The organism is Sinorhizobium chiapasense, from assembly GCF_036488675.1.
GTDB lineage: Bacteria > Pseudomonadota > Alphaproteobacteria > Rhizobiales > Rhizobiaceae > Sinorhizobium > Sinorhizobium chiapasense.
In genome coordinates this window covers 3669369-3681833 of the sequence record NZ_CP133148.1, presented here as the reverse complement: position 1 = coordinate 3681833, position 12465 = coordinate 3669369, and the positions used below count along the sequence as shown (strand labels likewise).

Annotated in this window: 13 protein-coding genes; 3 read left to right on the top strand and 10 right to left on the bottom strand. The window is 63.0% G+C overall.

Features of this window, described 5'->3' with window-relative positions; all coding sequences use genetic code 11:
• Positions 1 to 43: 43 nt before the first annotated feature.
• Positions 44 to 355: a (2Fe-2S)-binding protein gene (locus RB548_RS17635; protein ID WP_331375003.1), complete on the top strand. Its 312-nt coding sequence runs from the start codon at positions 44 to 46 to the stop codon at positions 353 to 355.
• On the top strand, positions 321 to 806 hold the full coding sequence (gene bfr / locus RB548_RS17630; RefSeq protein ID WP_180939381.1) for a bacterioferritin: 486 nt from the start codon (positions 321 to 323) through the stop codon (positions 804 to 806). The genes RB548_RS17635 and bfr overlap by 35 nt, the downstream gene beginning before the upstream one ends.
• 398 nt (positions 807 to 1204) lie before the next feature.
• On the opposite strand, the gene RB548_RS17625 is transcribed toward bfr, so the two are convergent.
• From RB548_RS17625 to obgE, 10 genes are all read right to left on the bottom strand, one after another.
• A complete protein-coding gene (locus RB548_RS17625; protein ID WP_331372517.1) occupies positions 1205 to 1732 on the bottom strand; it encodes an RNA pyrophosphohydrolase in 528 nt (175 codons plus the stop codon).
• A gap of 109 nt (positions 1733 to 1841) precedes the next feature.
• Positions 1842 to 3059, bottom strand: coding sequence for a divergent polysaccharide deacetylase family protein (locus tag RB548_RS17620; protein WP_331372516.1), 1218 nt, complete (start codon positions 3057 to 3059; stop codon positions 1842 to 1844).
• A gap of 156 nt (positions 3060 to 3215) precedes the next feature.
• Complete coding sequence (locus RB548_RS17615; protein ID WP_331372515.1) at positions 3216 to 4541, bottom strand: S41 family peptidase; 1326 nt, start codon at positions 4539 to 4541, stop codon at positions 3216 to 3218.
• A complete protein-coding gene (locus RB548_RS17610) occupies positions 4531 to 5955 on the bottom strand; it encodes a murein hydrolase activator EnvC family protein (protein WP_331372514.1) in 1425 nt (474 codons plus the stop codon). The genes RB548_RS17615 and RB548_RS17610 overlap by 11 nt, the downstream gene beginning before the upstream one ends.
• Positions 5956 to 6064: 109 nt before the next feature.
• A complete protein-coding gene (rlmH, locus tag RB548_RS17605) occupies positions 6065 to 6547 on the bottom strand; it encodes a 23S rRNA (pseudouridine(1915)-N(3))-methyltransferase RlmH (protein WP_331372513.1) in 483 nt (160 codons plus the stop codon).
• A gap of 264 nt (positions 6548 to 6811) precedes the next feature.
• A complete protein-coding gene (gene rsfS / locus RB548_RS17600) occupies positions 6812 to 7303 on the bottom strand; it encodes a ribosome silencing factor (protein WP_331372512.1) in 492 nt (163 codons plus the stop codon).
• 106 nt (positions 7304 to 7409) lie between these two features.
• Entirely contained in the window at positions 7410 to 8003 is a 594-nt protein-coding gene (locus RB548_RS17595) for a nicotinate-nucleotide adenylyltransferase (RefSeq protein WP_331372511.1), read from the bottom strand.
• A gap of 58 nt (positions 8004 to 8061) precedes the next feature.
• A complete protein-coding gene (locus tag RB548_RS17590; RefSeq protein ID WP_331372510.1) occupies positions 8062 to 9345 on the bottom strand; it encodes a glutamate-5-semialdehyde dehydrogenase in 1284 nt (427 codons plus the stop codon).
• Positions 9338 to 10519, bottom strand: a complete 1182-nt coding sequence (proB, locus tag RB548_RS17585; RefSeq protein ID WP_331372509.1) for a glutamate 5-kinase — start codon at positions 10517 to 10519, stop codon at positions 9338 to 9340. The genes RB548_RS17590 and proB overlap by 8 nt, the downstream gene beginning before the upstream one ends.
• Before the next feature lies 1 nt (position 10520).
• Positions 10521 to 11531, bottom strand: coding sequence for a GTPase ObgE (gene obgE, locus RB548_RS17580; RefSeq protein ID WP_331372508.1), 1011 nt, complete (start codon positions 11529 to 11531; stop codon positions 10521 to 10523).
• Between the two features lie 70 nt (positions 11532 to 11601).
• On the opposite strand from obgE, the gene RB548_RS17575 reads away from it, so the two are divergent.
• Positions 11602 to 12462, top strand: coding sequence for an endonuclease/exonuclease/phosphatase family protein (locus RB548_RS17575; RefSeq protein ID WP_331372507.1), 861 nt, complete (start codon positions 11602 to 11604; stop codon positions 12460 to 12462).
• Positions 12463 to 12465: the final 3 nt, after the last annotated feature.

Genomic DNA, 12465 nt, shown 5'->3' with positions numbered 1-12465 from the left:
TTATACACGAAATCAGGGCGTTGCGTTTGATAGGCGAGACGAGATGCTGGTTTGCAGCTGCAATTTCATCACAGAAGAAGAGATCGAAGACACGATCATCAGCCTGCTCGACCAAGACTGTTGGCAGCTGATCGTGCCGGCGAAGGTCTATCATGCGATGGAAAAACGCGGCCGTTGCTGCGGCTGCTTCCCGAATGTCGTCGACATCATCATCCGCACCACCGAGCAATATCACGCCCGTCGCGACTCGACGGAAGCCGAGATATTTGATTTCATGATCCGCCTAAAACAATTCCATGAGGAAAACCGGAGGGCGGATCTTGAAAGGCGACAAAAAGGTCATCGAGCAGCTTAACGAAGCGCTCTATCTCGAACTCGGCGCCGTCAACCAGTACTGGCTGCATTACCGCCTCCTCGAGGATTGGGGGTACACGCTCCTGGCAAAGAAGGAGCGCGCTGAATCCATCGAGGAAATGCACCACGCCGACAAGCTCATCGCACGCATCATCTTCCTCGAAGGCCATCCCAACCTGCAGACGGTCGCACCGCTGCGCATCGGGCAGAACGTCAAGGAAGTGCTCAAGGCCGACCTCGCCGGCGAATACGACGCCCGCACGGCCTACAAGAAATCCCGCGACATCTGTCATGACGCCGGAGACTACGTCTCCATGAAGCTCTTCGAGGAACTGCTCGCAGACGAAGAGGGCCATATCGATTTCCTCGAGACGCAGATCGATCTTCTCGAGAAGATCGGCGAGCAGAAGTACGGTCAGCTCAACGCTGCCTCGGCCGACGAAGCCGAATAGGCGCGCAGCCTCAGGAACTCTTCGCGCCGCGCAACCGAACGCGGCGCGCTTTTTTTCGTTCGTCCACGAAAAGATCGGGGTAGCCCCTCACCCTAGATCATTTCATTGTTTCTTTGAAACAGCGAAATGATCTAACTCTTTGAAATTACGCAATTCCGGACGGAAAACCGTTACACACTTTTCCTGGAATTGCTCTAACCCTCTCCCCGCAGGCGGGGCGAGGGGACGCGGCGGTGCGACAATTCAAAGTGCTACGGGTTCTTTGCGCGCCTGATGAGACGCGCGGCGCTGCAGGCGACGTCAGCCGCGGGCGGCGCGGTATCGTCCCTTCCCCGCTCGCGGGGAGAAGGGTTGCCGGCCGGCAGGCGATGAGGAGCAGATGCGGATGGAGAACGCCTTCAGCGCACGAGACGGGAAAAAGTCGCGACGACCTCTTCATAGACCTTGCGCTTGAAGGGCACGATCAGATGCGGCAATTCGTGCATCGGCTTCCACTCCCATGCGTCGAATTCCGGATCATGGCCGCCGGGCGGCGGGTTGATGGCGATTTCGCTTTCCTCGCCTTCGAAGCGGAAGGCGTACCAGCGCTGCGTCTGTCCGCGGTACTTGCCTTTCAGGCCGATCCCGATCAACTGCGGCGGCAGGTCGTAGTTGATCCAGTTCGGCGCCTCGGCAAGCAGTGAAACCGAGCGAATGCCGGTCTCCTCGTAGAGTTCCCGGTAAGCGGCTTTCAGCGGATCCTCGCCCTTGTCGATCCCGCCCTGCGGCATCTGCCACAGTTGCGGCGAGCCATCATATTCCGAATTGCCGACGGCGATCCGATGCCCGGCCCAGACAAGGCCTTCGCGGTTCAGGACCATGACGCCGACGCAGGGTCGGTAGGGCAGGTCTTCCGCCTTCACGACCTTGCTTTTGTCCTTGCTCATACTGACTTCCCTTCTCTGGCCCCGGGGCGTTGCAAACCCCGCGAGACCCGATGCAACGCATAGCGATACAGCGGTCCGATCGGGATCCATCCCTTTCGCCCCGCTTATCTCATTTTTGTTGCGGATCGTTGACGAGCGCCGAAACGCCGACGATTTCGATGCCGCGCCCGCCGGCTTCCTGCATCCATTCGGCGATCGCGGCCACGCTTTCCTCGAAGGCGGAGGCGACGCCGATCGCCGTGCCGTTGCGCCTTGCGACGCGCTCGAGTTCATCGAGCTTGCGCAGGATGGCGCCGCGGCTGAGTTCGCTGTCGACAATGACATCGGCAAAACCATGCGGCACGTCGAAGGCGCCGGCCAGAGTGCCCGAGAGTGACTGTGCCGATGTGCCGTCGTCGAGAAAGAGCAGTCCGCGCTTGCCGAGATCGCGCATCACCGGCTCGAGCGCATCGGCGTCGGAGAGGAAGCGTCCGCCGAGATAGTTCATGACGCCGGTATAGTTGGTGATCTGGCCCATGCTCCGGTGCAACGCAGCGAGGTTTTTCGTGGCGCTCAATGAAACGCGGAGCGCGTGCGGGCCTGGATCATTGTCCGGATAGTCGAACGGCTCCATCGGAATCTGCAGCAGGATCTCATGGCCGTCGCGTCGCGCGTCCTGCATCCAACGCTGCAGGCTGTTGCCGGCGGCGGCAAACGCAAGCGTCACCTCCGGCGATAGGTCGCGGATCGCCCGCTGCGTTCCGGTCTGGCTGAGGCCGAGGCCGCCGACGACAAGCGATATGCGAGTGCCTCGCGCTCCGGACCACGGCCGCGCGTACTGGTCCATCGGCCTAAGCCCATCCGGACCGGTGATCGGCAGCCGACCTTGCGGGTTGTCCTCCAGCAGGTCCTCGTTCGGCAACGCTGCCATGCGCGGGTCCTGGCCGCGAACGGGTCCGACATTGATGAATGCCGGGCCGTCGCTTTCGCGCGATCGCGGCGTGAATTTCGTCACCGTCGCCCCATCGTTGGTCAGCATCTCTTCGACATGGGCGCCGGACAGTGCACCGTCCGGGCGAAGGGGACCTTTCCGCCTTCCAGCGCCATCAGTCCTTCCGGCGGTTACCGACGTCTCTCCAACGGATGCTGTGCCTTTTGAGGCAAGTTCAGGCGCCTCGGGCGCATGGATGAGCCCGTCGGGAGATAAAGCGCTCCAGGCGGAAAGGCCGACGACAGTGGCTGCACAGAGGCTCGCGAGAACATAGCCGAGGGAGCTGCGGAAGTCGCGTCGACGCGCGGACCTCACCTTCCGGTTCTGGCCAAGTGGGGCATTGAGATCGGTTCCCAAACGGAGCCTCGGTCGACCTGAAGGAAATTACCGGTGATGGAATGCCGCTCACGAAGAATCATCAGATCCGCGCCGGCGATTCCCGTTGCATAATATAAAGGCGCCGGGTTGAACAGCCCGGCGCCCATATTCACGAATTTCTCAATCGGGCTTGGCTTACTTCTTGAGTTCGGCCTGCTCCGGATTGGCCGGGAAGGACGGATCCGTCTTCTTGCCGCGCAACAGGTCAAGGGCGTAGTTGAGCTGAATGTCGTCCTTGGCTTCCGGCGGGACATAGGCCACGGAGCCGGAACCCTCATCGTCCTCGTTCTGGCCCTTGATGTGGCCGCGCAGGTCGGATTCGCCCTGCGCTTCCACCTTGCCCAGAAGCTCCGGCGGCAGCGGCTGCTCGACCTTGATGTCCGGCGAGATGCCGGTGCCCTGGATCGATTTGCCGGAGGGCGTGTAGTAGAGCGCCGTCGTCAGGCGCAGCGCGCCGGCATCGCCCAGCGGAATGATCGTCTGAACCGAGCCCTTGCCGAAGGACCGGGTGCCGAGGACCGTGGCGCGCTTCAGATCCTGGAGCGCGCCGGCAACGATTTCCGATGCCGATGCCGAGCCGCCGTTGACAAGCACGATGACCGGCTTGCCGTCGCCGAGATCACCCGGCGTCGCATTGAAGCGACGGGTCTCGTCCGGATTGCGGCCGCGGGTCGAAACAACCTCACCGCGCTCGAGGAAGGCGTCCGAGACATTGATCGCCTGATCGAGCAGACCGCCCGGGTTGAGGCGCAGGTCGAGCACGTAGCCCTTCAGCTTGTCTGCCGGAACGTCCGCCTTGATCTTCTCGATACCCTTCTTCAGGTCGTCGAAGGTCTTCTCGGTGAAAGAGATGACCCGCAGATAGCCGACGTCGCCACCTTCGGTGCGGACCTTGACTGCACGCACTGCGATCACGTCGCGCACGATCGTCAGTTCGATCGGCTTTTCGGCGCCCTTGCGCAGAATGGTGAGCTTGATCGGCGTGCCGACGGCGCCGCGCATCTTGTCGACAGCCTCCTCGAGCTTCAGGCCGCGAACGTCCTGACCGTCGATCTTCGAGATGAAGTCGCCGGCAAGCACGCCGGCGCGCGCCGCGGGCGTGTCGTCGATCGGGCTCGTCACCTTGACGAGATCGTCTTCCATCGTCACTTCGATGCCGAGACCGCCGAATTCGCCGCGCGTCTGGGTGCGCATATCCTCGGCGTCGGTCGAGTTCATGTAGCTCGAATGCGGGTCGAGAGAGGAGAGCATGCCGTTGATGGCATTCTCGATCAGTTTGTCATCCTGCGGGGGCGTCACATACTGCGCCCGCACGCGCTCGAAAACGTCGCCGAAAATCGCCAGTTCGCGGTACGTCGACGAATTGGCTGCCACGGCCGGAATGGTCGCCGAATAGACGACGCCCATCGCCGTCGCACCCATCAGCGCCCCGACCAGAACAAGTGAAGCTCTACGTATCATTTCGCGCCTTTCCAACCTCTGCTGCGGACCACCACGGTCGGGAATCGACCGGTTTTCCGTCTTTTCGGAATTCAATGTAAAGCGTTGGCCTGTCAGTTTCCAGCGCCAAGGCCGCCGCACTCGCCACTCTTTTTGCACCCATCGTCGCCAGCGGCTCCCCAGCCACGACAAACTGTCCCGGCCGGACACTGACATTTTCCATTCCCGACAGAACGATATGATATCCGTCGCCGGGATTGAGAATGATCATCTGCCCGTAGCTGCGGAAACTTCCAGCGTAGACAATCCAACCGTCCGCCGGCGTTGTCACCAGCGCGCCTGCATTGGTTTCCAGCATGATACCCTGCAGCGAATGCCCGGTGCCGTCTGCATCGCCAAACTGCCGCAAGAGCGACCCCGCGACGGGATAGGCAAGCCTCTCCCGCAACTCCGAAAATACGTATGCGGGCGCAATGCGGTTTTTGTCGGGCACTGCGTTGCGGGCGATCTCTCGGGCCTCTTCGCGCTCGGCCTCGCTCATCCGCCGGCGCTCCTCCTCTTGCGCGCGAGCGGCCGCGGCGGCGTCCCGCACCGAGGAAATCTCGGTCTCGAGCGACGAAATCAATCCTTCGAGATTGGTCGCCTGCAGCGCCAGTTCCTCAGCCTTACGTTCCTCGGCGGCAAGCTCCGTTGCGTTTTTCTGGCGCAGCTTCTCCTTCTCGGCGACGAGCATCGACATGCGGCGCTCTTCCTCCAGATTGGCCGTCATCGCCGCCGTCAATTCCTCTCGCTGTTTTCCGATGCCGCTGCGAATATCCGCGAGCGACCTCAGATCGGCGACGAGACTGTCGGTCTGCTCGCGCATCTCCGGCACGACGGCGCCAAGGAGGATTGCGCTGCGAACCGAGGCTAGCGCGTCCTCCGGCGTGACGAGGATGGCCGGCGGCGGATTTCGCCCCATGCGCTGCAGAGCGGCAAGCACTTCGGCAAGCACGCCGCGCCGGGCACGGAGCGACCGCCGCACCACGTCCTCGTTCACGCGCAGGTCGTTGAGCTTCTTCTCGCCGTCGGCAATCTGCTGCTCAAGCCCGCGTCGCTTGCTTGCCGACTCGACGATCGCGGCGCGCAGCGCCTCGTTGCTCTTGTCGATCTCGGCGATGGTCTGCTCAAGCGCTTCGGCGCGCTCATGCGACAGCGTAATGGTCTTGGAAAGCGCGTCGAGCTCACTGCGCGTGCTGTCGCGCCGCAGTGCCAGATTGGCTGCGGGGTCTGGCGGTCCCTGTTCATTTGCCGGCGCGCCGGCGGGAGCCCCGACGGTTGCCTCCTGGGCAAGACCCGGCGCGATCACGCTCAAGAGAACGGCCAATGCCGCGGCACCGCGTCCGACTTGACGCGCCGCCCGTCTCAAATCGGCACTTTTTTCTCGGCGCGTCATCCGGCCCGATGGTCCCTCAAAAAAATAGGTAAGAAAACCCTAATCTGATTTGGCCGGGCCAACCAACACATAATCGTGTTATCGCGCTCGTGAATAAACAAGCGTCTCGTCATGCACGGTGATAGGGATGACCCGACAGTATCGTTACGGCGCGATAAAGCTGTTCGGCGATCAGGATGCGTACAAGCTGGTGCGGCCAGGTCATCTTGCCAAGGCAGAGTATGGCGTCAGCGCGTCCGTGCAGTGCCGGATCCAGGCCGTCGGCGCCACCGATCGCAATCATCAGATCGCGTTTTCCGCTGTCCCGGAAGGAGCCGATGAGCGAAGCGAAGGCTTCCGAGTCGATCGCCTTTCCGCGTTCGTCGAGCAGCACGAGCAGGCCACCGTCCGCAAGCACCTTTTCAAGCTGGGCGGCCTCCTCGCGCTTGCGCGTCTCGGCGTTGGCGGCACGGCTTTCGCCCACTTCCACGACCCGGGCGAGCTCAAGCCCCACCGCGGGTCCCGCCTTGGCGAAGCGGTCGAGATAACGGCCCGCGAGATCCTTTTCCGGCCCCGCCTTCAGGCGGCCGACTGCGAAAAGTCCAACACGCACGACCCGATCATCCCTACCGGTGCCAAACCGATCCTGCGATTCGACTGGCAAAACCACTCTTACCGCCATCCGCCCGGTCGGGCGATGACAGCCGCATTTTCATTCGACACGGGCGCTGCCGCTCCGTCCTGAGGCTACTGCATGTTTCCTTAAATCGCGCCCGATTTAAGGATAAAACATACAGCAATTCAAAGTGCTACAGCGTCCTTTGCGCGTCTGATAGGACGCGCCGCGCTGTAGTGAGTCAGGCTCGGGCGGCGCGTCTCAGTGCAGGGTACCGTCCTCGATCTCCGGGGCCGCCCACATCTTCTCGATGTTGTAGAATTCCCGGATCTCCGGCCGGAAGATGTGAACGATCACATCGCCGGTGTCGATCAGCACCCAGTCGCCACCTTCAAGGCCTTCGACGCGGGAGTTGCCAAACCCTTCGTCCTTCAGGTCCGTGATCAGGTGGTCGGCAATCGCCATCACATGCCTGTTCGACCGCCCGGAGACGACGACCATGAAGTCTCCCAGCGCCGATTTTCCGGCAATGTCGATGGTGACGATATTTTCTGCCTTCGAGTCCTCTAGGCTTTCGAGGACCAGGTTAAGCGCACGGACAGCGGCTTCGTCGCTTGATCCCGTGCTGCGCGGGTATGCGGTTGCCGCATAACCCTTGGCGTGTACTGTTGTCAGGGTCTTTCCTTTCCAAAAGAACAGAACAGGCACTTCCGATTCGACGATCAGGATCGAACCGTCCGTAAATGTAGGCACCAAACCATGAGGGTTTCAAGACGCGAGAAATGAATCATGGGAATTCACGCGGATTTCACCACTGCATGTTCCCTTAAGTCGAAGCCGAGTTAAGGATAAACAGCGGCTACAGCGCCCTTTGCGCGTCTGATGAGACGCGCGGCGCTGTAGAGCGAAGCGCCGTCGAACTGAGCGCTGAGCGTGGCCCGTGAATGAATGTCCAGGCGGGCGCGGGGTGGAAGGCGAGCGCCCGGGCGTCGTCCTCGTCGACGCGCGCATAGTCGAACGTCCGCGCCATGCGCGAGGAAAGATAGGCAAGCGTCGAGCCGGGCCTGTCGATGACCGCGATCGGGAAGGTCGAGACAATCTTGCGCCAGTTCTGCCAGCGGTGGAAATTCTTGAGGTTGTCCGCCCCCATCACCCAGACGAAGCGTACATCGCGGTTGCGTGCGCGGACGATTTCAAGCGTACGCGCCGTGTACCTCTGGCCGAGCGCCTGCTCGAAGGCCGTGACCTTGATGCGGGGATTGGAGGCGATCTTCTCGCTGAGCGCGATGCGGTCCGCAAGCGGCGCGAGATCGTTGTGGTTCTTCAGCGGGTTGCCGGGCGTCACCATCCACCAGAGCTGGTCGAGACCGAGCTTGCGCAGCGCCGTTTCGGCAACGAGGACATGGCCGCCATGGGGCGGGTTGAAAGACCCGCCGAAAAGGCCAACCGTCATCCCGCTTTCGACATGCGGCATGCGCAGATAACGCGCGTTCACCCGAGGCGAGATCACGTCAGGACCGCACCTGTCCCGTGCCGCGCACGCGGTATTTGAACGAGGTCAGCTGCTCGACGCCGACCGGCCCGCGTGCATGCATCTTGCCGGTGGCGATACCGATCTCGCCGCCCATGCCGAACTCTCCGCCGTCGGCAAACTGCGTCGAGGCATTGTGCAGGAGAATGGCGGAGTCGATTTCCGAGAAGAAGCGCTCTACGACGGCCGGATCTTCCGCGATAACCGCTTCGGTATGAGCCGACGACCAGGTATTGATGTGGTCGATGGCGCCGGAAATGCCGTCGACGAGCTTCGCCGAGATGATTGCGTCGAGATATTCGGTTGCCCAATCCTCATTGGTCGCGGGCTTCAGACCCGGCAGCAGCGCTTCCAGCTCGTTCGCAACCCTGACTTCGCAGCCCGCGTCAACGAGCGCCTGAAGCAGCGGGCTTGCCAAACGATCTGCGGCATTGCGGTCGACGAGCAGCGTTTCGGCGGCACCGCAGATGCCGGTGCGGCGCATCTTGGCATTGACGACGATCTTCGTCGCCATATCGAGATCGGCGGAGGCATCGACATAGATGTGGCAGAGGCCTTCGAGATGCGCGAAGACCGGCACCCGCGCCTCGCTCTGGACGCGGGCGACAAGGCTTTTTCCCCCGCGCGGCACGATGACGTCGATCGCGCCGTTGAGCCCGGACAGCATGGCGCCGACGGCTGCGCGGTCGGAGACCGGCACCATCTGGATTGCATGCTCCGGAAGGCCGGCGGCCTTCAGCCCCTCGACCAGGCAGGCGTGGACCGCCCGCGACGAATGAAAGCTGTCGGAGCCGCCGCGCAGGATCACCGCATTGCCGGCCTTGAGGCAGAGCGTGCCGGCGTCGGCCGTGACGTTGGGCCGGCTTTCGTAGATCACGCCGATCACGCCGAGCGGCGTGCGTACGCGCTCGATATGCAGACCATTCGGGCGGTCCCATTCGGCAATCACGTCGCCGATCGGATCCTTGAAGGCGGCGATCGCGCGGATGCCGTCGGCCATATCGCGGATACGGTCCGGGTTGAGCGTGAGACGATCGATGAAGGCCTTGGCGACGCCGGTTTTCCGGGCGTTTTCAAGGTCGACCGCATTGGCGCCAAGGATTTCGTCCGTGCGGGCGACGATGGCGTCCGCCATGGCGATCAGGGCTGCGTGCTTGCGCTCGGCACTCGCGATGGCGAGCGGCCGGCTTGCCGCCTTGGCGAGACGGCCGATTTCCAGCATGACGCTGTTGACGTCCGCGCCGTTATTGACCGCGTCAGGCATGAACCTCGCCCTTCCTCTCGTCTCTTCCATCGTCCAAGCGTGCGCCGGCGGGACCCGTCATCACCAGATCGTCGCGGTGCACCATCGCCGCGCGGCCGGCATAGCCGAGGATCGCCGCGATCTCGGCCGACTTCTCGCCGGCGATCTGGCGCGCCTCGTCGGCGTCGTAGCCGGCAAGGCCGCGGGCGATTTCGCGGCCCGACGAGCCGAGGATCGCGATCGTGTCGCCACGGCTGAAGCTGCCCGTCACCTGCCGGACGCCGGCCGGCAGCAGGCTCTTGCCGGAGCGGAGCGCCGTTTCGGCACCGGCGTCGATCACAAGCGTGCCGGCCGGCAGGAGCTGCCCGGCGATCCAGGTCTTGCGCGCGGTTACCGGCGAGCCGGCCGGCGCGAACCAGGAGGAGCGCGCACCGGATTCGATCGCCGCGAGCGGATGCTCCGGCTTGCCCGAGGCGATGATCATCGCGCAGCCGGCAGTCGTCGCGATCTTGCCGGCATCGATCTTGGTGCGCATGCCGCCGCGCGAAAGCTCGGAGGCCGCACCTCCGGCCATCGCCTCGATCTCCGGCGTGATTTCGGCGATCGTATCGAGGAAGCGGGCGTCGGGGTCGAGATGCGGCGGGGCGGTGTAAAGCCCGTCGATATCCGAAAGCAGCACGAGCAGGTCGGCGCCAACCATCGTCGCCACCCGGGCGGCCAGCCGGTCATTGTCGCCGTAGCGGATCTCGGTGGTGGCCACCGTGTCGTTCTCGTTGATGATCGGGACGGCGCCAAGCTTCAAGAGCTGGCTGATGGTTGCCCGGGCATTGAGGTAGCGGCGGCGCTCTTCCGTATCGCCGAGCGTCAGCAGGACCTGGCCCGCAATGATCTGATCGGTCGAGAGGCTTTCCGACCAGGCGCGCGCCAGGGCGATCTGGCCGACGGCGGCGGCCGCCTGGCTTTCCTCGAGCTTCAGGGCGCCGGCCGGAAGATCGAGCACCGTCCGACCGAGGGCAATGGCGCCCGAAGAGACGACGAGCACTTCCACGCCCCTTGCCTTCAGTCCGGCAATATCGGCGCACATGGCGTCAAGCCAGGCCTTCTTCAGCCCCAACTTGCGATCGACCAGCAGCGCCGAGCCGATCTTGATGACGACCCGGCGGTACTTTTGCAGCGGCTTGCGGGTCTTCGTCATTCTATGCGCTCTCTTCTCCGGCCTTCGCGGCGGAAATGACGCTGCGAAGCGCTCTCAGCGCTTCGATCATGCCCCTGTTGGTGACCGCCGAAATCAACAGCGGCGGCGACCCGCAGGCCTTGGCGAGCGCCTTGGCCTTGGCCTTCAGTTCGTCTTCATCAAGCACGTCGATCTGCGCCAGCGCGACGATTTCCGGCTTGTCCTCCAGTCCGCCGCCATAGGCCTCGAGCTCATGCTTCACGGTCTTGTAGGCCTTGGCGACATCCTCTTCCTGCGCCGAGACGAGATGCAAGAGCACGCGCGTGCGCTCGACATGGCCGAGGAAGCGGTCGCCGATGCCGACGCCTTCATGGGCGCCCTCGATCAGGCCCGGAATGTCGGCGAGGATGAACTCCTGGCTATCGACGGTCGCGACGCCGAGGTTCGGATGCAGCGTTGTAAAGGGATAGTTGGCAATCTTCGGCCGGGCGCGGGTGCAGGCGGCGAGAAAGGTCGATTTGCCGGCATTCGGCAGGCCGACGAGGCCGGCATCCGCGATCAGTTTCAGCCGGAGCCAGAGGGTCTTTTCCTCGCCTTCGAGGCCCGGATTGGCCCAGTTCGGCGCCTGGTTGGTGGAGGATTTGAAATGGGCATTGCCGAAGCCGCCATTGCCGCCGGCGGCGAGCCGATAACGCTGGCCTTCCGCCACCATGTCGACGATCAGCGTCTCGTTGTCTTCCTCGAAAATCTGTGTGCCGACCGGCACCTTCAGCGTCACGTCGGCGCCGCCGGCGCCGGTGCGGTTGCGGCCCATGCCGTGCGTGCCGGTCTTCGCCTTGAAGTGCTGCTGGTAGCGGAAGTCGATCAGCGTGTTGAGACCGTTGACGGCCTCGACCCAGACGTCGCCGCCGCGGCCGCCGTCGCCGCCATCCGGGCCGCCGAACTCGATGAATTTCTCGCGGCGGAAGGAGACCGCGCCTGCGCCGCCGTCCCCGGACCGGATATAGACCTTTGCTTCGTCGAGAAATTTCATCTGGCTGCCATCTGTTCAGTATATTTGCCGCCATCGATATAGGCGGTTACCCTGGAGGTCAAAGACTATCGTGCGGTTCACAAGCTACAATATTCAATACGGCATCGGTCTCGACGGCCGTTTCGACCCGGAGCGTATCGCCGCTTCTCTGCGCGAGGCCGACATCATCGCCCTGCAGGAAGTGACGCGCAACTTCCATCGCAACGGCAATGCCGACCTCGTCTCGATCTTCGAAGACCTGCTGCCGGGCTATTTTTCTGTCTTTCATGCGCCCTGCGAGATCGATGTCGGCTCGGCAATCGAGAACGGCCGCGCGGTCAACCGCCGTTTCCAGTTCGGCAACATGATCCTGTCGCGTTGGCCGATTCTTTCGACGCGGCTGATCGCCTTGCCACGCACGCGAACCGTCAGCCCCATGAACCTGCAGCGCGGCGCGACGGAAGCGCTGATTGCGACGCCGACCGGCCCCTTGCGCGTCTATTCCGTCCACCTCGACCATGTGCTTCCGGGCGAACGCATCAGCCAGATCGAGTTTCTGAAACAAAGGCTTGTCAACTATCCGCTCGAAGGCGGCGCGATTTCGGGGGCTTCCGATTTCGGCTTCGCCGAGCCGCCGCATCCGGAGTATTTCGTCGTGATGGGCGATTTCAACATGGTGCCGGAATCGCCCGAATACAATGCGATGGTCGGGACGCGCGACGCCTTCTATGGGCGCTCGCTGCGCATCGGCAATCCGGTCGACGCGGCTGCCCATCTCGGCCGGCTGACGCCGGAGAGCTATAGCTGGATTCACCCGGACGATCACCTGCGGCGCATGCATCTCGACTATTGCTTCCTCAGTGCCGGCCTGGTCCCTCGCCTGAAGGATGCCTGGACCGATTATGATGCGACGGGCTCCGATCACCTGCCCGTCGGAATTGAGCTTCAATGACCT